Annotated in this window: 23 protein-coding genes; 13 read left to right on the forward strand and 10 right to left on the reverse strand. The window is 71.0% G+C overall.

What is annotated here, in order from left to right; translation table 11 throughout:
* Window positions 1-270: 270 nt before the first annotated feature.
* Together ACFYPA_RS15855 and ACFYPA_RS15860 are read right to left on the reverse strand one after the other, a co-directional pair.
* Window positions 271-2,070, reverse strand: a complete 1,800-nt coding sequence (locus ACFYPA_RS15855) for a DUF4157 domain-containing protein (protein WP_389132224.1) — start codon at window positions 2,068-2,070, stop codon at window positions 271-273.
* Between the two features lie 149 nt (window positions 2,071-2,219).
* Window positions 2,220-3,143, reverse strand: a complete 924-nt coding sequence (locus ACFYPA_RS15860) for a zinc-binding dehydrogenase (protein WP_359085848.1) — start codon at window positions 3,141-3,143, stop codon at window positions 2,220-2,222.
* Between the two features lie 106 nt (window positions 3,144-3,249).
* Between ACFYPA_RS15860 and ACFYPA_RS15865 the strand changes: the two genes are divergently transcribed.
* The gene (locus ACFYPA_RS15865) at window positions 3,250-3,693 is read left to right on the forward strand and encodes a MarR family transcriptional regulator (protein WP_359085849.1); all 444 of its coding nucleotides are present in this window, start codon (window positions 3,250-3,252) and stop codon (window positions 3,691-3,693) included.
* Between the two features lie 76 nt (window positions 3,694-3,769).
* A complete protein-coding gene (locus ACFYPA_RS15870; protein WP_389132227.1) occupies window positions 3,770-4,264 on the forward strand; it encodes an N-acetyltransferase in 495 nt (164 codons plus the stop codon).
* A 109-nt stretch (window positions 4,265-4,373) separates the two neighbouring features.
* Here ACFYPA_RS15870 and ACFYPA_RS15875 read toward each other — a convergent pair whose 3' ends face one another.
* Together ACFYPA_RS15875 and ACFYPA_RS15880 are read right to left on the reverse strand one after the other, a co-directional pair.
* Window positions 4,374-5,186 (reverse strand): hypothetical protein, encoded by an 813-nt coding sequence (locus ACFYPA_RS15875; protein ID WP_389132230.1) that lies wholly within the window; start codon window positions 5,184-5,186, stop codon window positions 4,374-4,376.
* Between the two features lie 193 nt (window positions 5,187-5,379).
* Window positions 5,380-5,703 carry a helix-turn-helix transcriptional regulator gene (locus ACFYPA_RS15880; RefSeq protein ID WP_359353938.1) on the reverse strand — a complete coding sequence of 108 codons (324 nt, stop codon included), beginning with the start codon at window positions 5,701-5,703 and terminating at the stop codon, window positions 5,380-5,382.
* A gap of 113 nt (window positions 5,704-5,816) precedes the next feature.
* On the opposite strand from ACFYPA_RS15880, the gene ACFYPA_RS15885 reads away from it, so the two are divergent.
* The 3 genes from ACFYPA_RS15885 to ACFYPA_RS15895 all read left to right on the forward strand — a co-directional run bounded on the left by ACFYPA_RS15885 (window position 5,817) and on the right by ACFYPA_RS15895 (window position 8,582).
* Window positions 5,817-6,059: a hypothetical protein gene (locus ACFYPA_RS15885; RefSeq protein ID WP_389132233.1), complete on the forward strand. Its 243-nt coding sequence runs from the start codon at window positions 5,817-5,819 to the stop codon at window positions 6,057-6,059.
* Window positions 6,049-6,291, forward strand: a complete 243-nt coding sequence (locus ACFYPA_RS15890) for a hypothetical protein (RefSeq protein ID WP_389132235.1) — start codon at window positions 6,049-6,051, stop codon at window positions 6,289-6,291. The genes ACFYPA_RS15885 and ACFYPA_RS15890 overlap by 11 nt, the downstream gene beginning before the upstream one ends.
* 215 nt (window positions 6,292-6,506) lie before the next feature.
* Entirely contained in the window at window positions 6,507-8,582 is a 2,076-nt protein-coding gene (locus ACFYPA_RS15895; RefSeq protein WP_389132238.1) for a glycosyl hydrolase family 28-related protein, read from the forward strand.
* 101 nt (window positions 8,583-8,683) lie between these two features.
* Here the strand turns inward: ACFYPA_RS15895 and ACFYPA_RS15900 are convergent, their stop codons facing one another.
* A complete protein-coding gene (locus tag ACFYPA_RS15900) occupies window positions 8,684-9,523 on the reverse strand; it encodes an SDR family oxidoreductase (RefSeq protein WP_359085854.1) in 840 nt (279 codons plus the stop codon).
* A gap of 263 nt (window positions 9,524-9,786) precedes the next feature.
* On the opposite strand from ACFYPA_RS15900, the gene ACFYPA_RS15905 reads away from it, so the two are divergent.
* The 5 genes from ACFYPA_RS15905 to ACFYPA_RS15925 all read left to right on the forward strand — a co-directional run bounded on the left by ACFYPA_RS15905 (window position 9,787) and on the right by ACFYPA_RS15925 (window position 15,514).
* Complete coding sequence (locus tag ACFYPA_RS15905) at window positions 9,787-10,248, forward strand: helix-turn-helix transcriptional regulator (protein WP_359085855.1); 462 nt, start codon at window positions 9,787-9,789, stop codon at window positions 10,246-10,248.
* A 41-nt stretch (window positions 10,249-10,289) separates the two neighbouring features.
* Complete coding sequence (locus tag ACFYPA_RS15910) at window positions 10,290-12,683, forward strand: excinuclease ABC subunit UvrA (RefSeq protein ID WP_359316365.1); 2,394 nt, start codon at window positions 10,290-10,292, stop codon at window positions 12,681-12,683.
* A gap of 316 nt (window positions 12,684-12,999) precedes the next feature.
* Complete coding sequence (locus tag ACFYPA_RS15915) at window positions 13,000-13,245, forward strand: hypothetical protein (protein WP_389132241.1); 246 nt, start codon at window positions 13,000-13,002, stop codon at window positions 13,243-13,245.
* A 609-nt stretch (window positions 13,246-13,854) separates the two neighbouring features.
* Window positions 13,855-14,619, forward strand: a complete 765-nt coding sequence (locus ACFYPA_RS15920) for a hypothetical protein (protein ID WP_389132243.1) — start codon at window positions 13,855-13,857, stop codon at window positions 14,617-14,619.
* Window positions 14,620-14,698: 79 nt separating this feature from the next.
* The gene (locus ACFYPA_RS15925; RefSeq protein ID WP_359316360.1) at window positions 14,699-15,514 is read left to right on the forward strand and encodes an inositol monophosphatase family protein; all 816 of its coding nucleotides are present in this window, start codon (window positions 14,699-14,701) and stop codon (window positions 15,512-15,514) included.
* Between the two features lie 124 nt (window positions 15,515-15,638).
* Here the strand turns inward: ACFYPA_RS15925 and ACFYPA_RS15930 are convergent, their stop codons facing one another.
* Window positions 15,639-16,139, reverse strand: coding sequence for a calmodulin-binding protein (locus ACFYPA_RS15930; RefSeq protein WP_359316357.1), 501 nt, complete (start codon window positions 16,137-16,139; stop codon window positions 15,639-15,641).
* A 188-nt stretch (window positions 16,140-16,327) separates the two neighbouring features.
* Here ACFYPA_RS15930 and ACFYPA_RS15935 point away from each other — a divergent pair, with 188 nt between their 5' ends.
* On the forward strand, window positions 16,328-16,933 hold the full coding sequence (locus ACFYPA_RS15935) for a Uma2 family endonuclease (RefSeq protein WP_359085861.1): 606 nt from the start codon (window positions 16,328-16,330) through the stop codon (window positions 16,931-16,933).
* Window positions 16,934-17,017: 84 nt separating this feature from the next.
* On the opposite strand, the gene ACFYPA_RS15940 is transcribed toward ACFYPA_RS15935, so the two are convergent.
* The 3 genes from ACFYPA_RS15940 to ACFYPA_RS15950 all read right to left on the reverse strand — a co-directional run bounded on the left by ACFYPA_RS15940 (window position 17,018) and on the right by ACFYPA_RS15950 (window position 20,582).
* Complete coding sequence (locus tag ACFYPA_RS15940; RefSeq protein WP_389132247.1) at window positions 17,018-18,547, reverse strand: PTS transporter subunit EIIC; 1,530 nt, start codon at window positions 18,545-18,547, stop codon at window positions 17,018-17,020.
* 41 nt (window positions 18,548-18,588) lie between these two features.
* Window positions 18,589-19,554, reverse strand: a complete 966-nt coding sequence (murQ, locus tag ACFYPA_RS15945; protein WP_359085863.1) for an N-acetylmuramic acid 6-phosphate etherase — start codon at window positions 19,552-19,554, stop codon at window positions 18,589-18,591.
* Between the two features lie 110 nt (window positions 19,555-19,664).
* Window positions 19,665-20,582: a MurR/RpiR family transcriptional regulator gene (locus tag ACFYPA_RS15950; RefSeq protein WP_219575781.1), complete on the reverse strand. Its 918-nt coding sequence runs from the start codon at window positions 20,580-20,582 to the stop codon at window positions 19,665-19,667.
* Window positions 20,583-20,706: 124 nt separating this feature from the next.
* On the opposite strand from ACFYPA_RS15950, the gene ACFYPA_RS15955 reads away from it, so the two are divergent.
* Both ACFYPA_RS15955 and ACFYPA_RS15960 read left to right on the forward strand, forming a co-directional pair.
* Window positions 20,707-21,075, forward strand: a complete 369-nt coding sequence (locus ACFYPA_RS15955; protein WP_359085864.1) for a hypothetical protein — start codon at window positions 20,707-20,709, stop codon at window positions 21,073-21,075.
* Window positions 21,072-21,344, forward strand: a complete 273-nt coding sequence (locus tag ACFYPA_RS15960; RefSeq protein ID WP_359085865.1) for a DUF4031 domain-containing protein — start codon at window positions 21,072-21,074, stop codon at window positions 21,342-21,344. The genes ACFYPA_RS15955 and ACFYPA_RS15960 overlap by 4 nt, the downstream gene beginning before the upstream one ends.
* A 6-nt stretch (window positions 21,345-21,350) precedes the next feature.
* Here the strand turns inward: ACFYPA_RS15960 and ACFYPA_RS15965 are convergent, their stop codons facing one another.
* Window positions 21,351-22,583 (reverse strand): Cmx/CmrA family chloramphenicol efflux MFS transporter, encoded by a 1,233-nt coding sequence (locus ACFYPA_RS15965; protein WP_389132620.1) that lies wholly within the window; start codon window positions 22,581-22,583, stop codon window positions 21,351-21,353.
* Window positions 22,584-22,661 lie beyond the last annotated feature (78 nt).

Genomic DNA, 22,661 nt, shown 5'->3' on the forward strand with positions numbered 1-22,661 from the left:
GGAGCGAGTGCTCCTGGCTCGCAGCGACGGGACCTGCTCATGGGCCCGTGCCGGCGCGGGGAGAGGAACACTCCCTGAGGGCTGTCCCGTCATCCCTGGCGGGCGCGCGCCGACAGCTACGGCACCTCTCCCCCGTAGCCTCAACGGCACGGGGGGACCCCCTCCGTTGTCGGAACGCCCGAATACATCCAGTCTGCGGACGCCCCTCCGCCTTGCGACGCACCGCATCCGACGCCGCGCTCTCATCCACCGGGGATGACGGGAGCGCCCTCAGGCCAGCGCCTCCACCAGAACGCGGGGCAGGAAGGTGGAGGTCGGGACCCCGACCTGCATGCAGTAGTCGGACATCTTCATGCCGGGGGCGTTGACCTCGAGCTTCCGGTTCTGATGGATGTTCTTCTTCATCCGGTACCGGCCGGGGGCGATCTCCTCGACGGGGACCGACTCGGTGTACCCGTCGAGGGTGAGGCCCCCGTTGGCGTAATGGCCGCCGGCCGGGTGCTCGAACTCCACGTCCGCGCCGCTGGTCCGCACGGCGGGCAGGAGCTGGGAGAGCGGCACCACTTCCTTCGCGACGAGGGTCGCCTGCGGGGTGTTCCGCTTGATGTAGAGGAAGGAGCCCTTGATCTCCACGGGGTGGATCGGCTCACCGAAGTAGAAGAACTTCGTCTTCTCCGGGTTATGGGTGATCCCGGTGTACCGCCCCTGCTCGATCGCGTCCATCCGCATCATGAAGTACGTGTAGTCCCGCATGTGGTCCCTGTCCAGGGCGCCGGCCAGCCGGTCCACCTCGTCCGCCGACGTCACCTCGGTCCAGGCCGCGGCGTCGAACGGATGCGGGGTGGCGTTCACGGTGATGCTCAGGATCTCGCGGAGCAGCCGAGCCTGCTTCTTCTTGTCCCGGGCCGCGTTGGCGGCCTTCAGCTCGTCTCCCAGAGTGGTGAGACTCGTGAACCGCGCGGCTCCGAGCGGCGAGAAGCTCAGGCCGTCGTAGTCCGTGTCCTCCCCGCTGCTGGTCGGTTCCGCGCGGAGGCTGGTGCTGGGGCCGAGGAACTGGTTGCCGCCCTGCCACTCGTAGAAGGCGTAGCGGATTTCGTTGAGGTTGTTCCCCTGGTACTCGGCCGTGTCGCCGCCACCCGTCTTGACCAGAGCGGAGCGGAACCCCTCCCTGAACACGTCCCGGTTCATGTGCGGCGGAACCTGGACCTTCAGGTTCGCCAGCATCGTGTCGGTGATCACCTCGGGCACCGCCTGGCGCAGCAGAATCGCCCGCTTCCCGGGGTCCACGGATTCCAGAGCGCCGGTCAGCTGGGAGTGGGCGACGACGTGGTGCGCGGTCAGTTCCCACCCGTTGTGCGCGCCGCCGGCGGCGTGGGGGTTGTCGCTGCGCATCCGCTGTACGGGCGCGGAGCCGGAGCCCGGGGCGGGGGCGGATGTCTCCGCCGTTCGACGGGCCGGCGCGCTGCCGGACAGGACGCGCGTCGCCTGAGCCTCCGCCTCCCGTTCGAACCGGTCGGCGGGGTCGGAGACGCGGAGGCCGCCGCCGTTGTCGGTGCCGCTCACCGGGCCCTGGCGCTGCTGGATGACGTGGGTCAGCTCATGGGCCAGGGTGTGCCGGTCGCCGCCGCCGTCACCCAGCACGATGTGGCTTCCCGAGGTGTACGCGCGAGCGCCGATCTCGGCGGCGGAGGTGCGGGCGGCGCCGCCCTTGTGGACGCGTACGTCGGTGAAGTCGGCGCCGAACCGGGCCTCCATGTCCGTACGGGTCCCGTGGTCCAGGGGCTGCCCGGCGGAGCGCAGCACGTCGTGGACGGCGGAGCGCTGCACGGAGGCCGCCTGCCCGTCCTCGTGCTGATGCGCCTCTTCGGCCCCGGGGTGGCCCGCCTGCCGGAGCATCTGGACCACGGCCGCGTTCCCCACCGCGAGCGGCAGCGGGAGCAACCCCTGCGGGGCGGCGTTCCCGGCCCGCCCGGCGTTTCCGGCGCTCTCCGGCGCACGAAGAGGCTTGCGCGCCGTCGAACGCTGGGTCTCGGCGCCGTCGTGGGCGGGCTTGGAAGCGTGCGGGCGCATCCGGGTGACCTTCCGGGCTGGGCTGAGTGAACCTTCCATGTATACCTGGGGCATACGGGGTGTACCAGGCCCTCAGGGGGCAGGAACCGTTGCCCGCCGGGGCGCCGGGAGTTTTCCCGGACAGCGGGAGCAGCGCGGTCCGGTGGCGCTCATGGGACCAGTACGACCTTGCCGAGGTTGCGACGGGACTCGATGAGCTCGTGGGCGCGTGCCGCCTCGGCGAGCGGGATCTCGGCCGATACGTAAGAGCGCAGGGTGCGGTCACGGTGGAGCCCCCACAGCTCTTCGAGCCACCGCGCGTACACCTCGGGTTTGCCCCGTGCGAGGGCCGCCATCTGGAAACCGATCGCCGAGGCGCCTCGGACCAGCAATTCGTACGCGTCGATCGTGCCGCCCCCCGAACTGAAGGCGACCAGCCGCCCGCCGGGGGCCAGGGCGCGCACGGCGGGGCCGAGCAGTTCTCCGCCGACCCCGTCGATGACGATGTCGACCGGCTCTCCCCAGGACTCGTCGCCGTACACCACCACTTCGTCGGCGCCGAGTGCGCGGACGAACTCCGCCTTGTCCGCACTGCTGACCGCCGCGACCAGTCGCGAGGCCCCGCCCGCCTTCGCGTACCGCAGGGCGAGGGTGCCGATCGCGCTTGCCGCTGCGGTCACCAGGACGGAGTCGCCGGGGCGGGGTCGGCCGGCCTCGTAGGCGCCGCGCGCCACCAGCCCGCTGCGAACGAGGCACACGGCGTCGACGGCGGTCGCCCGCTCGGGGATGCGGGAGGCCATCGCCTGTTGCAGGACGGCCAGTTCGGCGTAGGCGTGAGAGAAGCAGAGGCCGGTGACGCGGTCGCCCACGGCGAAATCGGTGACGCCGGTACCGACGGCGGCGACGGCGCCCGCCACCTCTCCGCCGAGCGGACCGGGCACGGTGCCCTCGCGCACCTTACGGACGGCGGGCAGGGTGACCCCGACCGCTTCGGCCCGTACCAGCAGTTCGCCCGGGCCGGGTTCGGGGACGGGCACCTCCTCTACGAAGAGAACCTCAGGGCCGCCGTTGACCTCGTGGCGGACGCGACGCATGTACACCTCCGGGGGAGACAGGCGCTGGATCGTTGGAATGTCCAACGGATTGCGATCGTAGGCCGCATTCGTTGGGAAGTCCAATGACTTCGGGTAGCCTGCTCTCATGACGCGTACCGAACGTCCGGGAGCCCTGGCGCACATCCAGTCACTGCCGAGCTGGCTGACCGGCCGGGTGGCGGCGCGGGGCCGGGCCCTGGTCGCGGAGGCGTTCGCCGAGGAAGGGCTGAAACTGCCGCACCACGCGGTCCTGGCGGCAGTGTCCGAATACGGGCCTCTCGCCCAGGCCGATCTGGTGCGCCGGCTGGGCTTCGACGCGAAGGACGTGGTCCTCCTGCTCAACCACCTGGAGGAAGCGGGGCTGGCGGTGCGGGAGCCGGATGCGCGGGACCGCCGCAAGAACGCGGTGACCGTGACCCAGGCGGGCGTGCGGACCCTGGAACGGTGCGCCGAGCTGGCGGAGCGGGCCAATGCCGAGCTGCTGGCGCCGCTCAGCGAGGCGGAGGGCGACCGGCTGATGGAGCTGCTGACCCGGGTGCACGAGGCGTAGGGCTTCACCTCGATGCGGTCCGAGCCCGGGATTTAACCGGGTGCCGGGGGACGGGACGTCAGCTAGCCTCCCGCCCATGACCTGGCTGCCCTCCGACTTTGTCCACCCCGTCCACGTTGCTCTCCCCGGCGGTGGCCACCTGCGGCCGATCAGCGGTGCCGACACCGAGCTCGACTACCCGGCTGTGATGGGTTCGCGGGAACGTCTGTGGGCCATCTACGGCGAGGCCTGGGGCTGGCCGCCGGCCACTATGACGTTTGAGCAGGACCTGAAAGATCTGGTGCGGCACGAGAACGAGATCGCGGCCCACGAGTCCTTCAACTACGCGGTGTTCGACGACGCGGGCACGGCCCTGCTCGGCTGTGTCTACATCGATCCTCCGGAGAAGGCCGGCGCCGACGCCGAGATCTCCTGGTGGGTGGTGGACGACCAGGTCGGCACCGACCTCGAGCGCGCGCTCGACGCACTCGTCCCGCAGTGGATAGCCGAGGCCTGGCCTTTCGAACGACCGCGTTACGTCGGACGTGACCTCTCCTGGCGGGACTGGCTGGCGCTCCCGGATCTCGCCTGACCGGGCGCCGGTCGGCGCCTCCCGCGAAGCGCATGAGGTGGCGACGGCGATCAGTGCCGCCGCGCCCCGTGCGATGCGCGCCGGGCGACCTCGGCGGGGCCGGAGCGGCTCACCGGCGGGTACGTTCCGACCGGGGCACCAGCCCCGCTCGCACCGCGCTCATCCGGGCCCGCACGCCTTGCTCGGGAACCGCGCCCGCCGGGCCGGTGGGCGCGGCGGCGGGGTTGCCGCGGCACGCTCCGCAGACGCCGCCCCGCAATGCCTCCGGCGAGCCGGGGGCGCGGCACTCGCTGCATTCCAGGGTCCGCAGGACGACCTGGCGGACAGGCGCGACCCGGGCGGGCGGCAGCTTCTTCAGCAGCCTCGCGCCGACGAAGTCGACGGAGCTGTGGACCCGTAGCGGCAGCCCCTGCGTCATCGCGTAGATGATCTCGGCCTCGGTGGCGCCCCGTTCGAACCACTCGTTGACGTGCGGTTCGAGTGTCGTGTAGTTCGCTCTGGACATCTGGAGCGTGGGCGCTGCCCTGACGAGGGCTGCCAACAGGACGAACGCCCGGGATCGGGTGGGCCGTTGGGTGGGCGGCACGTCGCCCCTGGTGTACGCCGCCCACCACTCGTCGTCGCGCGCGGTACGGGAGAAGAACGTGCGCGTCACCCAGAGCAGCACCTCCTCGGTCGCCACGCACTCACTGCCCCGGCGCAGGTGCCCGGCCTCCTGGAGCCGGTTCAGCGTGGTCCGCAGCGCGCACTGCCCGTACGGCAGCACCTTGGCGAGCATCTTCACGGAGATGTCGGCGCCGTCGCACAGCCCGTCGATGTACGAGGCGACGGCGGCGTCGCGGGGGAGGAGATGGGCGAAGTCGTGGCCGGTGCGGGGGCGTTGGTCGGGTGCCGAACGCTTGCCGTATCCGGGATTCGCCATCGGATGGTCGAGCGTGGGCGCGGGGCCGGGCGGGGGAACAGGGGCAGCACTAAGCTGGCTGGCAGCCATGGGATCGCTCGATTCGATCGTCCTGGTCAGGCCCCTGCTCGGTGTTTGCGCACCGGCGGGGGCCGTCGTGTCCTGGCTGACGCTAGAGCGTCATTACCCTCCGTCGCAAGTCGATCGCGAAAAGTCAACCCGCCAGGCAGGGAGGGTGGGTGGGAATCAATCCCGCCATCCATTCCGCTGAAAGAGCGCTCGGATCTCGACGCTTGAGCCCCGGTCGGCGCGGTGTGTGGGTGCGGGGCTGGCCCAGCATCTCGTCGAACTTCTCCGCCTGGTCCATCTGTATCCGCCGTACGCCCGACTCCAGTTGACCGATGAACGATCCGCTGACGAAGAGCGGGGCGCCGAGATCGGACTGGGGGAGGCCCGCGTCCTCTCTTCGGTGGCGGAGTTCGGCGCCGGGAAGGGCGCGTGGAGAGGAGGAGGGGTCGAGCTTTCTGGGTCCTGGCATGACAACTTCCGGTGGCACGCGTGTGGTTGTCGGAATCACGCCTCTTCCAGGCTAACGAGTGATTGGCCACGCTGGGTATGCATCGGAACTACTCAGAGTGGAAGGAATGGATCATGACGACTACGGAACGGCGCAAGGCGGCAGCAGGCAGGGTGCGAGAGGCGGAGGAGCTGGTGGCTCGGTTGCGGGGAGGGTTCGCGGGGGTCGGGGTCGTGCTGCCGTCGCTGCGGATCGATCCGGTCTCGTTCGCGGGTGACGAGCCGGTCGCGCTCGTCGACCTGGGCCGCTGCAACCTCGACACCGCATTGCGACTGACGCAGGTGCTGGAAGGGACGCGGATCGGTCATGACGGCTGACTTCGACGACCTGGAGGTTTGTACGCCGGAGCCCGGGTCGTTCGCGGTCGATGCGCGGGACGGGCGGGTCGGCCGGGTGGCGGGGTGGGTCGGCCCGTATGTGCGGCTGCGTCCCCCCGGCGGCGGGGCGGAGTGGGACTGCCCGCCCGCTTCTGTCCGGCCGGCCCCTCCGGGGCTCGCGCTGCGGGCGCGGGTGAGGGAGGTCAACCGGGAGGGGCAACTGCCCCGGTGACGGGGGTGGATCACGCCTGCAACCATGCGGCTGAAGGGCGCAAAAAGGCGACGAGTATCTGCACTTGAGTGGCAGAGACTCGAAATCTCCTCGCAGGAGTCTTGTGGGGCGGGACGTACGGGTCCTACTGTCGCCTCACCTTCCAGGCGGCCGCCCCACCCGGACGTCCCGGTCGTTCACCCCCTCTCCCTCCTCCTCAGAGAAACGGGCCTGCGATGTCACGGAAGATCACCGGTGTCGGAGCGAGAGCGCGAAGACCGCAACGCCGAACGGGGTGGTACGCGACCGCGGTCGCCTCGTTGACCGCGGCGGCTGTCGGTCTCGGCGTGCTGGCCGGTACGCCTGCGGGCGCCCACCCCGCTGCCGCCCCGGCTCCCGCCGCCCCGGCCCCCGTCGTCACCCGGGCCGCCCTCGATCCGGCTCTCGTGGCCGGCCGGGGCGCGAAGGTGGCGTTCGCCGAGCAGGAGGCGGAGAACGCGGTCACCGACGGCACGGTCATCGGCCCGGACCGCAGCGCGTACGCGCTCCCCGCAGAGGCGTCCGGCCGTAAGGCGGTCAAGCTCACCCCGGGCGAGCACGTCGAGTTCACGCTGCCCTCGGCGGCCAACGCGATCACCGTGCGCTACAGCATCCCGGACGCGCCGGGCGGCGGCGGGATCACGGCGCCGCTGGACGTCGCGGTGAACGGCAAGAAGCGCTCCACGATGACGCTGACCTCGCAGTACTCCTGGCTGTACAACCAGTACCCGTTCTCCGACGACCCCGGCGCCGGGCTGCTCCACCCCGACTGGTGGATCACCGAGTGCTCCTGCGTGCCCGCCGCCACGACCCCCGCCCCGGCCATCGACAAGCCGTTCCGGCCCAGCCACTTCTACGACGAGCAGCGGCTCCTGCTCGGCCGGACGTACCGCGCGGGTGACACCGTACGGCTCACCGTCCCCGCCGGGAGCCGGGCCGCCGCGTGGACGGTCGTCGATCTGCTGGACTCGGAGCTTGTCGGCCGGCCGCACGTCGAACTGCTCGCCGCCAACGTCCTGGCCTTCGGAGCCGATCCGACCGGCCGGCGCGACGCGGCGGGCGCGATCGAGAAGGCCATCGCCTTCGCGCGGCGCACGCACCTCAAGGTCTACATCCCGCCGGGTACGTACCGCGTCGACCGGCACATCGTCGTCGACGGCGTCACGATCACCGGCGCCGGTAACTGGTACACGAAGATCAAGGGGCACGAGGTCGCCCTCGACGAGCCCGCAGCCGACGGATCGCTGCACACCGGCGTCGGCTTCTACGGCAGGGACGCGGCCGACGGCGGCAGCCGCGACGTCCATCTGTCCGGCTTCGCCATCGAGGGCGACGTACGGAGCCGCATCGACACCGACCAGGTCAACGGCATCGGCGGCGCGCTGAGCGACTCGACCATCGAGGGCCTGCACATCAGCCACACCAAGGTCGGCATGTGGTTCGACGGACCGATGAGGAACCTGCGGATCAGCGACACCATCATCGTCGACCAGATCGCCGACGCCATCAACTTCCATACCGGCGTCACCGATTCACGGGTGACGAACACCTTCGTACGGAACTCCGGCGACGACGGCCTCGCCATGTGGTCCGAGACGACGGCGAACGCCCGCAACGCCTTCGACCACAACACCGTCCAGTCCCCGGTCCTCGCCAACGGCATCGCGATCTACGGCGGCACCGACACCACCGTCTCGGGCAACCTGGTCGCCGACCCCGTCCGCGAGGGCAGTGCCCTGCACGTCGGCTCCCGCTTCGGGGCCGAGCCGTTCGCGGGGAAGCTGGACCTGCGCGACAACACGACGGTCCGTGCGGGGACGTACGAGCTGAACTGGAAGATCGGGCTCGGGGCCCTGTGGATCTTCGCCCTGGACCGGAGCATCGACGCCGCCGACCTCCGGGTCACCGGCGACCACTACCTCGACAGCACCTACAACGCGATCATGCTCGTCTCCGACTGGGCCGTGAAGGACCAGTACGACATCGAGGGCGTCCACTTCAAGGACATCAGGGTCGACGGCACGGGCACCTCGGTGCTGAGCGCCCGCGCGGCGGGCGGGGCGAGCTTCGAGAACGTGGACGCGCGGAACGTCGGCGCGGTCGGCGTGAACAACTGCGGCTCGTTCAACTTCCCGGCCACGGGTTCGGAGTTCTCCCTCACGGACCGGGGCGGCAACGACGGCGGCTGGCTCGCGCCGTGGCTGTTGCCGAACACGATCACCTGCGACGACCGCCCGCCGGTCGTCCCGCCGCCCGCGCCGGGGGCGTGGTGAAGCACGCGTAGTACGGCACGGCCGCCCCGGCGCCCGGTATCGACCTGATGCCGGGCGCCGGCCGCGGTCCGTGGAGACGGACCGGAGTTCGACGGGCTTGTTCAGACCGCGTCGTCGCGGGCGGTGGCGGAGGACTTCTCCTGCCACGCGGCGAGGTCGTCCTGAAGCTGGGCGATCTTGACGTGCTGACGCTCGACGGCGTCACGGCCGAGTGCCAGGTGGGCGGGCAGCTTGTCCTGGCAGGTCACTTCGTAAATCAGCGCGGCACCCTTGGCGGGATCGCCGAACTGGGTGTGGTTGGCCTGGATGGTCCAGTCGAGGGCCTGGTGGGCAGGAGTGCCGTCGTAGGCCGGAATGCGGTGGGCGGCGGTGGACAGTGAGCTGCTGTCGAGGAAGTCGGTACGGAACACGCCGGGCTCCACGACCATGCTCTGGATGCCGAACGGGCCGAGTTCCACGGAGAGGGACTCACTGATCCCGGCGACGGCGAACTTCGAGGCGCTGTACATGCTGGCGCCGGGCGTGCCCTCGAATCCGGACTGCGATCCGATGTGCACGATCTTGCCGTGGCCCGCTTCCCGCATCACGGGGACGACTGCGCGGGTCACGTTGATCAGGCCGAAGACGTTGAGGTCGAACAGGGAGCGCGCTTCGGCGTCCGTGATCTCCTCCAGCGCGCCGATCAGCCCGCGGCCGGCGTTGTTGACCAGCACGTCGATCCCGCCGAACCGGTCGACGGCCGCCTCGACGGCCCGCGCGATGTCCTCGTCGCGGGTGACGTCCAGCGCAGTGCCGAGTACGCGTTCCGACTGCCTCAGGTCGTCCGGCAGGCTGTCCGGATCACGGGCCGTGATCACGACCGCGTCACCGCCCGCCAGGGCGGCGCGGGCGATCTGCAGGCCGAGACCGCGGGAGGCTCCGGTGACGAACCAGGTGGGCATGAACGGCTCCTGTCTTCGTGGGTGACGGGACGGAAGCGAGGGAGCGGAAGTGCTCCCCGTCATTTCCCCACCCCGTTCCTCCAGCGGAACAGTCTTGGGTACCGGAGGGGGACACGAAAGGGGACCCGTCGGTCGGGGGGACGAATTGAGCCACCCTCGCCGGACCTGTCCGTACACGGCCAGGAGTACCGCTCCGGCCCGTCCGGCGGGCACCTTGTGGCAACGCAGGGCAAGGCGCGGCCCGGCGTGGCACGCTTTCACGGGTGACCAGCAGAACCGACCCCGCACAGCACCTGAGCGACCTCGCACGGCTCCGCCGCGTCCGTGACCGCATCGACAGGGAGTACACGCAGCCGCTGGATGTCGAGGCGCTCGCCCGCGGCGTGCACATGTCGGCCGGGCACCTCAGCCGGGAGTTCCGGCGCGCGTACGGCGAGCCCCCGTACGGCTACCTCATGACCCGGCGCATCGAGCGGGCGATGGCCCTGCTGCGCCGCGGCGACCTCAGCGTGACCGAGATCTGCTTCGAGGTCGGCTGCTCGTCGCTGGGTACGTTCAGCACCCGCTTCACCGAACTGGTCGGGGTGTCGCCCAGCGTCTACCGGCGGCAGGCGCGGGAGGCGGAACAGACCGCGCAGGGCGGTGCGGGGGTGCCGTCGTGCCTGGAGAAGCAGGTGACACGACCGGTCAGAAATCGAGAAGCGCCCGCCAGGGAGCCGGATTAGCGTGACGGCGAGTGCCGTCCCGCCGACAGATGGAGACAACGATGACCAGGGCCAAGAGGGCGGAGACGCCGTCGACCGCACCGCACGCGGGCGACAGCCACGATCTGATCCGTGTGCACGGCGCGCGCGTGAACAACCTCAAGGACGTCAGCGTCGAGATCCCGAAGCGCCGGCTGACCGTGTTCACCGGTGTCTCCGGCTCGGGCAAGAGCTCCCTGGTGTTCGGCACGATCGCCGCCGAGTCGCAGCGGCTGATCAACGAGACCTACAGCGCCTTCGTGCAGGGCTTCATGCCGACGCTGGCGCGGCCCGAGGTCGACGTACTCGAAGGGCTGACGACTGCGATCAGCGTCGACCAGCAGCGGATGGGCTCCGACCCCCGCTCCACGGTCGGCACCGCCACCGACGCGAACGCGATGCTCCGCATCCTGTTCAGCCGGCTGGGCAAGCCGCACATCGGCCCGCCCAGCGCTTACTCCTTCAACACCGCCTCGGTCCGGGCGAGCGGTGCGATCACCGTCGAGCGCGGCAACAGGACCAAGGCGGAGAAGGCGACCTTCCACCGCACCGGCGGCATGTGCGCGCGCTGCGAGGGCCGGGGCTCGGTCTCCGACATCGACCTCACCCAGCTCTACGACGACACCAAGTCACTGGCCGAAGGCGCGTTCACCATCCCCGGCTGGAAGTCGGACAGCCAGTGGACCGTGCAGGTCTACGCCCAGTCCGGCTTCGTCGACCCGGACAAGCCGATCGCCAAGTACACCAAGAAGGAGCTGCGGGACTTCCTCTACGGGGAGCCGGTCAAGGTCAAGGTCAACGGCGTCAACCTCACGTACGAGGGGCTGATCCCCAAGATCCAGAAGTCGTTCCTGTCCAAGGACAAGGAGGCGATGCAGCCGCACATCCGGGCGTTCGTGGAGCGCGCGGTCACCTTCACCACCTGTCCGGAGTGCGACGGGACGCGGCTCAGCGAGGGCGCCCGCTCCTCGAAGATCAAGCGGATCAGCATCGCCGACGCGTGCGCGATGGAGATCAGGGACCTCGCCGAATGGGTACGCGGCATCGAGGAGTCGTCCGTGGCGCCGCTGCTCGACGCGCTGCAGCAGACGCTCGACTCGTTCGTGGAGATCGGCCTCGGCTACCTCTCGCTCGACCGGCCGGCGGGCACGCTGTCGGGCGGTGAGGCGCAGCGCGTCAAGATGATCCGGCACCTCGGCTCGTCGCTCACCGATGTCACCTACGTCTTCGACGAGCCCACGATCGGGCTTCATCCGCACGACATCCAGCGGATGAACAACCTGCTGCTACGGCTGCGAGACAAGGGCAACACGGTGCTCGTCGTCGAGCACAAGCCGGAGACGATCGTGATCGCCGACCATGTCGTCGACCTCGGCCCGGGCGCCGGTTCGGGCGGCGGCACCATCTGCTTCGAGGGCACGGTCGAGGGCTTGCGGGCCAGTGACACGATCACCGGGCGCCACTTCGACGACCGGGCCGCCGTCAAGGAGACGGTGCGCGAGGCCACCGGTGCGATGGAGATCCGGGGCGCGACGGCGAACAACCTGCGCAAGGTCGACGTCGATGTCCCGCTCGGGGTCCTCGTCGTCGTCACGGGTGTCGCCGGTTCCGGCAAGAGTTCGCTCGTCCATGGCTCGATTCCGGCGGGGGAGGGCGTGGTGTCGATCGACCAGAGCCCGATCCGTGGTTCGCGGCGCAGCAACCCGGCGACGTACACCGGACTGCTCGACCCGATCCGCAAGGCGTTCGCCAAGGAGAACGGTGTGAAGCCGGCGCTGTTCAGCGCCAACTCCGAGGGTGCCTGCCCCACGTGCAACGGCGCCGGCGTCATCTACATGGACCTGGCGATGATGGCCGGGGTCGCCACTCCCTGCGAGGACTGCGAGGGCAAGCGGTTCCAGCCGGCGGTGCTGGAGTACGAGCTCGGCGGCCGCGACATCAGCGAGGTGCTCGCGATGTCGGTGGCCGAGGCGGAGGAGTTCTTCGGCTCGGGCGAGGCGCACCTGCCGGCCGCGCACCGCATCCTGGACCGGCTCGCCGACGTCGGCCTCGGCTACCTCAGCCTCGGTCAGCCGCTCACCACGCTGTCCGGCGGCGAGCGCCAACGCCTGAAGCTGGCCACGCACATGGGTGACAAGGGGGGCGTCTACGTCCTCGACGAGCCGACCACGGGACTCCACCTCGCCGATGTCGAGCAACTGCTCGGCCTGCTCGACCGGCTCGTCGACTCCGGCAAGTCCGTGATCGTCGTCGAGCACCACCAGGCGGTGATGGCGCACGCCGACTGGATCATCGACCTCGGCCCGGGCGCCGGTCACGACGGCGGCAAGGTCGTCTTCGAGGGAACGCCCGCGGACCTCGTCGACGCCCGCTCCACCCTCACGGGCGAGCACCTGGCGGCGTACGTCGGCCGCTGACACGACCGCGGTGACGGGCGGAGGGTCCGGAGCCCGGACTCCGAGCCCTCCGCCCGTTCGGCACGGGGATATGCGGGGCAGCCGGGGGTGGCTGGGGGTGGCCGGAGTGCGCCGGTCTGCGCGCCCCGGCGCACTGGAGTGGGCCGGTCCGGTGCGGCGCGCTCCACTTCGGTGCGTGACGTGGCGGACCTGTGCCGATTCCGGGATCCCGGAAGAATTGGCACGCTAAGTACGCATTTCGGTTACGCGGCGTGGAATGAATGGATCATGGCGATGAAGGAGCGGAACAGGCCGCTGTGCGGGAAGGCGGCCGGTCATGGCGGGTGAGCGTGGCAGGGGCCCGAATGTCTCCGTGCCGGAACGGGGGTCGTTCGCCGTCGACGAGCGGGACGGCCGGGTGGGCCGGGTGACGGGGTGGGCCGGACCCTATGTGCGGCTGCGGCCCCCCGGGGGCGGCCCGGAGTGGGACTGCCCGCCCGAGTCCGTCCGGCCGGCCCCGCCTGGGCTCGCGCTACGCGCTCGGGTCACGGAGATCAACCGGCAGGGGCAGTTGCCGCGGTGAGGGCGCCGACCGGTCCGACCGGTTCCGGGGCCTGCGAGAGTGACGCGACAGTGACGACTGGGAAAAAGAATCGTTTCTACGGCCATGAGCGCATCTGACAGCCCGACGGCGGTAGGCAGTGGTTTCGCCCCTTCGATTCCGCAAGGCCGTGCTCGCAGGAGGGGCGCGGAACTGCCCGGCCCCCGTGTCGCGAACTCACACCCCGACGTGATGCTGCCGCACGTGACTGAGGGGCGGGAAAGCGGCGGAGCGGAGGCTACGCCGCTGTACGCGCAGTTGCTGAGGCTGTGGGCCGCGCGCGAAGCCACGCTCCCGGGGGTTCTCGACGCCGACTGGCGCCGCCTGACCTCCTATCGGCACTTTCACGAAGAAACGGAAGAGACCCTGCGGATGCTCCGATTGCAGGGGCGAGCGCGTGAAAGTGGACCAACCGGGTGATCTTGTCTCAATGTGTCGGTTCCAAGTTGGCGCGTCGACGTTGAACCACTCGTGGAATCAAGGGAACTGTGGGAGCGGCATGCTGTGCTGGCCGAAGCGTTTTGCGGTGCGGACGACAGCGTGCGAGAGGCGCAGTCGGTATTTGACGGGTGCCAGGCCGAGCGTGTGAGGATGCTCGCCGCCTTCGCCGTCTCGGTGGGCAGTGACGGCGCGGTCGCCGAACTGCTGGGACTGGCCGAGCGCGAAGTGCGCCTGGCCCGGCGCACCGTGGGCAAGGACGTCGCGCGGTCACTCGCGGCGGCGCTGCTCACCCCGTCACCGGGCGAGGGCCCCGGCCCGGAGTCGGGAATCCGGCCCGGGGAGGGCGATTCCCGCTCCACCTCGGCCTCGGAGACCGTGACAGTCACGGGGGAGCGCCCGCTTCACGCGCCGTCCCCCGTACCGGCACCCCGGTCGGAAGGGGCCTCCCTCCAGCCGTCGGCGCCCACACGGGGCCAGGAGTGGTCTCCCGCTCAGGACGCCCTGCTCGTCGAGGGGTGGAACGGGGGGATCGAGGCCGCGACGCTCTCGACCCGGCTCGGCGTCGGGCTTCCCCAACTGGTCTCCCGGGCCCAGCGCCTGTTCGCGGACGGCCGCCTCAGCCCGGCGCGACGCGACGGGGGCCGTCACCGGCGCGCGGACGGCGGACATGTCTCCGACCCGCCCACCCCGTCCTCCTCCGCCCGCACCCTGCACGCGCCCGCGGCCGGGTCCTGGCCCTCGTCATTCGACGGGGCCGGTCCCTCCGGGCAGCACGGCACCTGGACCGGCACCATGTACGGACAGGGCATGAGCGGCTGGGCCGCAGACTCCACCGAGTCCCTTCCCCGGCACGACTGGGACGGCATCCTGCACGACTGGAACCGCACGCAGGCGGCCGGCGCTGATTCCGTCTGAGGCAGGCTGCTGCGGCGGCCGGCCGGCAGAGCGGCTACGGCGGTGAGGGGCGGGGCGGCGCGCCGATAGCCTGCCGGGCATGGTGAGCATGGACACGAAGACCGATGCGCGACTGGCCCTCGAAGCCGCCCAGGCGGGGGCGGCGGTGGTCCGCGACATGTACGGGACCTCACTGCCCCGTACGGAGAAGCCCGGCGGTGACTTCGCGACGGCCGCGGACCTCGCCGCCGAGAAGGCCATCCTCGGTGTGCTGGGGGCCGCCCGCCCCGACGACGCCGTGACAGCCGAGGAGAGCGGCCGGACCGGCCCGGGCGACGCACGTCGCCGATGGCTGGTCGATCCCCTGTGCGGGACGCTGAACTACGCCGTGCGGAACATGCTGGTCGCGGTGAACGTCGCCCTGCGGGTGGGGCCCACCGTCACCGCGGCCGCGTCGGCGGACCCGTTCAGCGGTGAGGTGTTCTGGACCGACGGCGCACACGCTCGCGTCCGTACGGCCGGCGTGGACGAGGAACTGACGCCCTCGCCCGCCTCCAGCCTCGTCGACGTCAACCTCGACCCACCGTTCCCCAACGCCCCCGCCTTCCGGGCGGTGGAACTCCTCGCCGCCCCGGAGTTCGCCGAGCGGTTCCGGCCGCGCGTCGTCTCCACGACCCTGGCCGTGGCCTGGGTCGCCGCCGGCCGCAGGGCCGCGTACGTCACCGACGGGGACCTGCGCGACAGCGTGCACTTCGCCGCCGGGATCGCGCTCTGCGAAGCCGCCGGCTGTGTGGTGACGGACCTGCGCGGCCTGCCGCCGCACACCGGCCGGGGCGGGCTGATCGCGGCGGCCGACCGGGAGACGCACGAGGCGCTGCTGGAGATGGTCCGGGCCCAGGCGGCGGCCGACCGCTGAGCAGTTCGTCCTCCCCTTGCGGAAGGCCGCCCGCGCATCGCGCACTCGCCCGCACCCCGGCGAGCGGGTGCGGGCATCGTGCCGCGGGGCGCGCGACGCGCGCGCCCTTGTCCGGCGACCGGTGCTACGGGGCCGGGACCTCCTTCACGAGGGTCGAGGACCAGGGGCAGAAGACGTTGCCGGGCAGGAAGGCGCCGCCCGCTTCGTCGAGGTGCTCCTCGACGTACGGCACTGTCGCGTCGCAGACCTCGATGGCGTAGTCGAAGAACTGGACGGTCTGCGGGTCGTAGTGGAAGCTCCACCGCGGGTTGTACGCGGCCGTACGCTTCACGATGCGGCCGATCACGTGCGGCTGCTCCGTGGTGGCACCACTCACCAGGTCCCTTGCGTGGTTGATCTCGCGCTCCTCGACCAGCTTTACGACGAACGTGCTTCGCGTGATGTCCGTCATCTCGAAGTACGCGGGTGCGACGGCGGCGTCACGCGCCCCCTCTCGGCTCTGGGTGGCCTGGGCGGGCTGGGCCGCGGTGAAGGCGAGCATGGCCACGGCCGCGAGGCTTGCGGCTTTGGTGACGAGGTGTCGCATGGGAGTCTCCAGGGATGCCGGGGTGACCATGATGATCATGGTCGTCTCATCACGGACGGTAGCGGAATGGCTACTAAGAGTGAAGGCGGCGCGCTGCCGACTTCTCCGGAACGCGGGGGCGTTCGGTGCGTCGCTCACACGATCGTGGGACGCTGAGGAAAGCGGCCGTGCGCCGCTGCATTGTCGATCTACGCTCCCCGGACTGGCTTCAGGAGAAGGGACCCGCGATGACCGCCGCGATGGTCGAGCACCAGCAGGACTCTGAAGGCCGCCCGTGGGACTACCTGCTTCATACCTGGCAGGAACTGGACGTGCCCGAGGGGTGGCGCGCCGAGATCGACGAAGGGCAGATCGTCTTGGTACCGCCGCCGCACGCGCATCACAACGGCATCGCCGCGAAGGTGCAGCGCCGCCTCTACGCGAATCTGCCCGATGAGCTGGAGATCTACCAGACCCTGGGGGTGCATGTGGCCCCCCTCGACAAGCTGTATGTTCCCGATCTCGTCGTCATGCCGGCCGAGCTGATCGATACCGCCGACCCCGAGACCAGCGATCCGGTGGACGCCTCCGAGGCGTTGCTCATCGTCGAGATCACGTCGAAGGGGAACGCCCGCGAGGATCGGACGAAGAAGTACCGCGCCTATGCGCGCGGAGGAGTGCCGATGTACCTGCTGATCGACCGGTTCGACACGCGCGGGGCGATGGCCACGCTGTTCACCGAGCCCAACGAGGACGGCACGTACAAGCGCTCCGACCCGGTGCCGTTCGGGAAGCCGCTCGTGCTGCCGGCGCCCTTCGACGTCACGCTGTCCACGGACGCCTTCCCGGGCTGACGCGTACCCCGGCCTGAGGCGTACAGCGGCGGAAAAGGGCGGCACCCCCGGGGGTGCCGCCCTTCCCTGTTCTTCCGTGGTCCGTCAGACCCCCGCAGGTTCCTTCGCGGTGGTGTCCGGGCCCGCGCCGACCGTGGCCGGGCCGGTGGCCGCGACCGGGGAGGCGGCCGGTTCCTGGGAGACGTTGAACTCCGCCAGCAGGTCCTTGCTGAAGCCGAAGAAGTAGGTGGCGACGAAGCCCGCCACATAACCGACGACCAGGCCGCCCGCGTAGATCGCGATCGTCGCGCCCAGACCGTGGTTGCCGTCCAGCAGCGGGAACAGGGCCCAGCCGGACGGGCCGATCGCGGTGGAGCCCACCGCGTCGCCGAGCTGGTTGAAGAAGCCGACGAACGCGCCGCCGAACGCACCGCCCACGCACGCCGTGATGAACGGGCGGCCCAGCGGCAGCGAGACACCGTAGATCAGCGGCTCACCGACACCCAGGAAGCCCGCGGGCAGGGCGGACTTGATGGTCCTGCGGATCGACTCGTTGCGCGGGAGGCGGAAGAAGACCGCGATGGCCGCGCCGACCTGGCCGGCACCGGCCATGGCGAGGATCGGGAGCAGGACCGTGTAGCCCTGCTGCTCGATCAGCGTCGTGTGGATCGGGATCAGCGCCTGGTGCAGGCCCAGCATGACCAGCGGGAGGAAGAAGCCGCCGAGGACGAGACCCGCGCCGGCGCCGCCGTTGGACAGCAGCCAGTCGGCGAAGGTACCGATCGCGGTGGAGACCTCACCCGCCACGTACATCAGGCCGAAGATGGTCACCAGACCGGAGATCAGGACCGTCAGGGTCGGGGTGACCAGGACGTCCAGCGCCTCCGGGACCCAGCGCCGGCACCACTTCTCCACGTAGACCGCGAGCACCGCCGCCCCCAGGGCGCCGAGGACACCGCCCTGGCCGGGGGAGAGCTTCTGGCCGAACGCCTCGATGTTCGCGACGCCCGGGAAGACGATGATGGCCGCGACCGCACCGCCGAGGATCGGCGTGCCGCCGAACTCCTTCGCCGTGTTGTAGCCGACGAAGACCGCGATGAGCGCCATGAAGCCGGACGCCATCGCCGCCAGGGCCGGGGTGACGGAGGGCAGCCACTCCAGGTTGACCAGCAGGCCGTTGAGACCCGCGATGATGCCGCAGCCGATCAGGGCCGGGATCAGCGGCACGAAGATGTTGGCGATCCTGCGCAGGAACAGCTTGAACGGCGTGGCGTTCTTCGCCTTCCGCGCCGCCTTCATCTCGGCACCCTGCGCGGCCAGTTCCTCCGCGGTGAGCGGGGCGGCGGCCGACGCGGGGGCCGGGGCCGATTCCCGGCCCTCCTCGACGAGCTTCTCGAACTCCGGCGTGACGCGGGCGACCGTACCGGGACCGAGAACGATCTGGTACGTGTCGTCGTCGACCACGCCCATGACGGCGGGCACGGCCTTCAGTGCCTCGTCCTGGACGAGCGAACGGTCGTGCAGACCCAGCCGGAGCCGGGTCATGCAGTGGGCGATGGAGCTGACGTTCGCGGCGCCACCGACGAGCGGAAGGATCGCGGCGGCAGTGGCGCGGTTCTTGTCTTCTGTAGCCATGGTGCGTGGTGCCTTGCTGTGCGGGGAGGTGGAGCTCGGGGTCAGGTGGTGCGGGGGGCCGCTGCGAGCGCGGCGCGGAGGTGTCCGTCCGACGCGGACAGCAGCGTGGCGGCGGTGGGGCCGTCGACCTGGCCGAGGATGGTCAGGATGGCGTTCTTCACCTCGCCGTCGGTGGCGGCCAGCGCGGCCTCGATCTCCGCGTCGGAGGCTCCGGTGGCCAGCGAGACGATCCGCCGGGAACGGGCGCGGAGCTTCTCGTTGGAGGCGCGCACGTCGACCATGAGGTTTCCGTACGTCTTGCCGAGCCGGATCATCGTGATCGTCGAGAGCATGTTGAGGACGAGCTTCTGTGCCGTGCCCGCCTTCAGCCGGGTGGAACCGGTGAGCAGCTCCGGGCCGACGACGACCTCCAGGGGGTGCTCGGCGGCGGCGCCCAGCGCGGAGTCGGCGTTGCAGGAGAGTCCGAGGGTTAGGGCCCCCCTGGTGCGGGCGTGCTCGACGGCGCCGATCGCGTACGGCGTACGGCCGGAGGCGGAGATACCGACCACCGTGTCGTCGGCGGTCAGACCCAGCGCGTCGAGGTCGGCGGCGGCCAGCTCCTTGCTGTCCTCCGCCCCCTCGACGGCGGTGACCATGGCGGACGGCCCGCCGGCGATCAGACCGATCACGTCGGCCGGGTCGGTGTTGAAGGTGGGCGGGCACTCGCTGGCGTCCAGCACGCCGAGGCGGCCCGCGGTGCCCGCGCCCGCGTAGATCAGCCGGCCGCCGCGGGCCATGCGCGCCGCGGTGGCGTCGATCGCCGCGGAGATCTCGGGCAGCCGCTCGGCGACGGAGGCCGGGACGGTCCGGTCCTCGTCGTTCATGATCCGGGCGATCTCCGAGGTGGCCAGCCGGTCGATCTCGGCGAGCTCGGGGCGGAACGCCTCGGTGGTGAGGGTGGCGAGCTGGGCGCGCAGTTCGCCGTAACCGTCGGGGGTGGTGGCGTCGGCGTCGGTGAGGGAGGTCATGGAGAGCGGCTCTGCTTTCTTGAACTCGTACGGTTCTGCGGGTGCGGGTGCGGGTGCGGGTGCGGGTGCGGGTGCGGGTGCGAGTGCTCGTGCTGCCGAGTGGCCGTCGGTCAGCGGGTGCGGGGGGTGTGGCGGTGGGCCAGCGCCTCGTAGGACGCGGCGAGGGCGGGGGCCGCCGTCTCGTACGTACGCTGCGCGACCCCGATGAACAGGCAGTCGACGACCAGCAGCTGGCTCGTGCGGCTCGACATGGCGGCCGGGCGCAGCTCGCTCTCGCGGGCCGTGGACGTGGTCAGTACGACGTCGGCGTACTGCGTGACCGGGCCGTCGGGACGGCCGGTGATCGCGATGGTCGTGGCGCCGCGGTCGAAGGCGACGCGCAGCGGCTCGATGACGTCGCCCGTCGAACCGGAGTGGGTGATCGCGATGGCCACGTCGCCGGAGCGCAGCTGCACGGCGTTGGTCACCGCGAGGTGCGGGTCCATGTTGGCGTGCGCGATCAGGCCGATACGGGCCAGCTTCTGGGCCAGGTCCTGGCCGACGAGCGAGGAGGCGCCCACGCCGTAGATGTCGATGCGGCGGGCGGTCGCGGCCGCGGCCACGGCGGCACCGAGCTGCACGGTGTCGAGCCCGGCGGCGGTGTCGGCGAGGGTCTGCTGCTCGTCGTAGGCCAGCTTGGCGACCACGTCGGCGATCGGGTCGTCGACCGCTATGTCCGCGGTGACGGCGGGCGCCCGGCCGGACTCCTGGTGTGCGGCGAGACCGGCCAGTGCGAGGCGCAGGTCCCGGTAGCCGGGGTAGCCGAGGAGGCGGGCGGTGCGGACCACCGTCGCCTCGCTGGTGCCGGTGAGCTCGGCGAGACCGGTGACCGTCAGGGCGGCGCAACCGGCCGGGTCGCCGGCGACGGCCTCGGCGACCCGCTGCATGGAGCGGGTCATGGACGGCGCGAGCGTCCGCACCTTCGCCGCGAGGGCTGCCGGGGCGGGCGGCGAATCAGCGCTGAAACTTTCCTTCAGGTCGTTGGTCACCTTTGAAAGATATTTTCAACCCCGGTGTCCGTCAACCCCCCTTTGGTCCCGACCTCTGGCGGAACGAGCCCGCCTCCGGCGGAACGGGGAAGGGGCGCCGCGCGGGCAGGTGGACAATGGCTGCATGGAGCTGAACCCCCTGGAGCAGGCACTGCACACCGCCCGCGCACTGGTCATGGCCGACCTCGCCGCCGGAGACGTCGCCGAGGCGGAGATCGTCTCGCTGGTCGAGGACGCGGTGACGCACCGGCGCTGGTGGCTGGAGCAGTGGCCGGAAGGGGCGGAGTTCGTCGTCGGCCTCGTCGCCCAGGACGTGCAGGACGCCCTGCTGGAGCGGTACGGCCGCTGGCCGCTGTGCCCGGTCTGCGACGCGGGCGACCCGCACGCCCTGGACGTCGAGCCGGAGCTGGGCCCCGACCCGCACTGGGTCTGCACGAAGGCGACGGTCGCCGTCGCCCCCGTCGGCTCGCTCGCCGGGATAGTGCGGCCATGACCCTCTACATCGACCCGCCGGACTGGCCGGGCCACGGACGGCTCTGGTCGCACCTGGTCAGCGACGTGTCCTTCGAGGAACTCCACACCTTCGCGGCGTCCATCGGCTGCCCGCCCCGCGCCTTCGAGCGCGACCACTACGACGTGCCGGAAGCGCGGTACGAGGACGCCGTACGGGCCGGGGCCCGGCAGATCGGCTCCAAGGAACTGGTCCGCCGCATCACCGAAGCGGGCCTGCGCCGCCCCAAGGGCCGCCCCGCTCCGGGCTGAACCGGCTCAGACGGTCGTGGAGGCGGCGGACTCCGCCGCCACGCTCCCGGACGTGGCAGCGGGGGCGCCCGCCACCAGCCGGGACGACGCGTTGCGGCTGCGCTGCAACCGGAGCGAGAAGACCACCGTCACCAGCGCCAGCACGGTCATCGCCGCCCCCGCCCACGCGGTGGCCTCGAAGCCGAAGTCCAGGTCGATCACCGTGCCGCCCAGCCAGGGCCCGCCGGTGTTGCCCAGGTTGAACGCGGCGGTGGTGGTCGCACCCGCCAGGGTCGGGGCGGCGCCCGCCACGTTGAACATGCGGGCGTTCAGCGCCGGAGCCGTGTAGAACGCCGACAGGCCCAGCAGGAACGACAGGACGATCACGGCGGCCTGGTTCGACGCGAACAGCGCCAGCGCGGCCAGGAACACGGTCGAAGCCGCGATCCCGGTCAGCAGCACCCCGAACAGGTGCGCGTCCGCGACCCGGCCGCCGATCGTCGTACCGACCAGCGCGCCGATTCCGAACAGTGCGAGCACGGTCGGTACCCAGCCCGAGTCCAGCCCGGCGACATCCGTCAGCAGTGGTGCCAGGTAGCTGAAGGCGCAGAACACCCCGCCCGCCGCGAGCGCGGTCAGCACGATGGAGAGCCACACCTGCCGGTCACGGTAGATCCCCAGCTCCCGCTTGAGCTGCGGCTTCTCGTCCGGCAACGGGATACGGGGGATCATCGTCGCCACCCCGGCCAGCGCCACGGCCGAGGCCGCCCCGACCGCCCAGAACGCCGACCGCCAGCCCAGGTTCTCGCCCAGGAAGGCGCCCAGCGGCACCCCGAGCACGTTCGCGATGGACAGCCCGCCGATCATCACGGCCATCGCACGGGCCCGCTGGTTCACCGGGACCATCGCGATGGCGACGGCCGCCCCGACGGCCCAGAACCCGGCGCACGCGAAGGCGCTGATCACCCGGGACGCGAAGAGCACCTCGTACGTCGGCGCGAGCGCGCCCGCGATCTGACCGAGGCCGAAGACGGAGATCAGCGCGACGAGGGTGGTGCGACGTGGCAGCCGGAGCGTGGCCACGGCGAGCAGCGGGGCGCCGACGACCATGCCGATCGCGAAGGCGGATATGAGGAGCCCGGCCCGCGGAATGGACACGTTCATGTCCTCGGCGATGGGTGGCAGCAGCCCGGACAGCATGAACTCACTCGTGCCGAGGGCGAAGACCGAGAGGCCGAGGATGTACACGGCCAGGGGCATACGGGAGCGGCGAGCGGCAGAGTCGGGCATGACAGGTGCCAACAGCGCGATGGCCCCTGGCATTCCCCCGCAGCGTTC

It is taken from the genome of Streptomyces sp. NPDC005775, assembly GCF_042871565.1.
Taxonomy (GTDB): Bacteria; Actinomycetota; Actinomycetes; order Streptomycetales; family Streptomycetaceae; genus Streptomyces.

What these genes read in the sequence shown, in the direction of transcription:
- ACFYPA_RS15965 (WP_389132620.1), bottom strand. Translation starts at nt 22,583, where the DNA reads ATGCCCCTGGCCGTGTACATCCTCGGCCTCTCGGTCTTCGCCCTCGGC.
- ACFYPA_RS15875 (WP_389132230.1), bottom strand. Translation starts at nt 5,186, where the DNA reads ATGGCGAATCCCGGATACGGCAAGCGTTCGGCACCCGACCAACGCCCC.
- ACFYPA_RS15855 (WP_389132224.1), bottom strand. Translation starts at nt 2,070, where the DNA reads ATGCGCCCGCACGCTTCCAAGCCCGCCCACGACGGCGCCGAGACCCAG.
- ACFYPA_RS15920 (WP_389132243.1), top strand. Translation starts at nt 13,855, where the DNA reads ATGCTCGCCGCCTTCGCCGTCTCGGTGGGCAGTGACGGCGCGGTCGCC.
- ACFYPA_RS15960 (WP_359085865.1), top strand. Translation starts at nt 21,072, where the DNA reads ATGACCCTCTACATCGACCCGCCGGACTGGCCGGGCCACGGACGGCTC.
- ACFYPA_RS15885 (WP_389132233.1), top strand. Translation starts at nt 5,817, where the DNA reads ATGACGACTACGGAACGGCGCAAGGCGGCAGCAGGCAGGGTGCGAGAG.
- ACFYPA_RS15900 (WP_359085854.1), bottom strand. Translation starts at nt 9,523, where the DNA reads ATGCCCACCTGGTTCGTCACCGGAGCCTCCCGCGGTCTCGGCCTGCAG.
- ACFYPA_RS15865 (WP_359085849.1), top strand. Translation starts at nt 3,250, where the DNA reads ATGACGCGTACCGAACGTCCGGGAGCCCTGGCGCACATCCAGTCACTG.
- ACFYPA_RS15895 (WP_389132238.1), top strand. Translation starts at nt 6,507, where the DNA reads ATGTCACGGAAGATCACCGGTGTCGGAGCGAGAGCGCGAAGACCGCAA.
- ACFYPA_RS15870 (WP_389132227.1), top strand. Translation starts at nt 3,770, where the DNA reads ATGACCTGGCTGCCCTCCGACTTTGTCCACCCCGTCCACGTTGCTCTC.
- ACFYPA_RS15860 (WP_359085848.1), bottom strand. Translation starts at nt 3,143, where the DNA reads ATGCGTCGCGTCCGCCACGAGGTCAACGGCGGCCCTGAGGTTCTCTTC.
- ACFYPA_RS15915 (WP_389132241.1), top strand. Translation starts at nt 13,000, where the DNA reads ATGGCGGGTGAGCGTGGCAGGGGCCCGAATGTCTCCGTGCCGGAACGG.
- ACFYPA_RS15890 (WP_389132235.1), top strand. Translation starts at nt 6,049, where the DNA reads ATGACGGCTGACTTCGACGACCTGGAGGTTTGTACGCCGGAGCCCGGG.
- ACFYPA_RS15930 (WP_359316357.1), bottom strand. Translation starts at nt 16,139, where the DNA reads ATGATCATCATGGTCACCCCGGCATCCCTGGAGACTCCCATGCGACAC.
- ACFYPA_RS15910 (WP_359316365.1), top strand. Translation starts at nt 10,290, where the DNA reads ATGACCAGGGCCAAGAGGGCGGAGACGCCGTCGACCGCACCGCACGCG.
- murQ (WP_359085863.1), bottom strand. Translation starts at nt 19,554, where the DNA reads ATGACCTCCCTCACCGACGCCGACGCCACCACCCCCGACGGTTACGGC.
- ACFYPA_RS15925 (WP_359316360.1), top strand. Translation starts at nt 14,699, where the DNA reads ATGGTGAGCATGGACACGAAGACCGATGCGCGACTGGCCCTCGAAGCC.
- ACFYPA_RS15940 (WP_389132247.1), bottom strand. Translation starts at nt 18,547, where the DNA reads ATGGCTACAGAAGACAAGAACCGCGCCACTGCCGCCGCGATCCTTCCG.
- ACFYPA_RS15935 (WP_359085861.1), top strand. Translation starts at nt 16,328, where the DNA reads ATGACCGCCGCGATGGTCGAGCACCAGCAGGACTCTGAAGGCCGCCCG.
- ACFYPA_RS15880 (WP_359353938.1), bottom strand. Translation starts at nt 5,703, where the DNA reads ATGCCAGGACCCAGAAAGCTCGACCCCTCCTCCTCTCCACGCGCCCTT.
- ACFYPA_RS15955 (WP_359085864.1), top strand. Translation starts at nt 20,707, where the DNA reads ATGGAGCTGAACCCCCTGGAGCAGGCACTGCACACCGCCCGCGCACTG.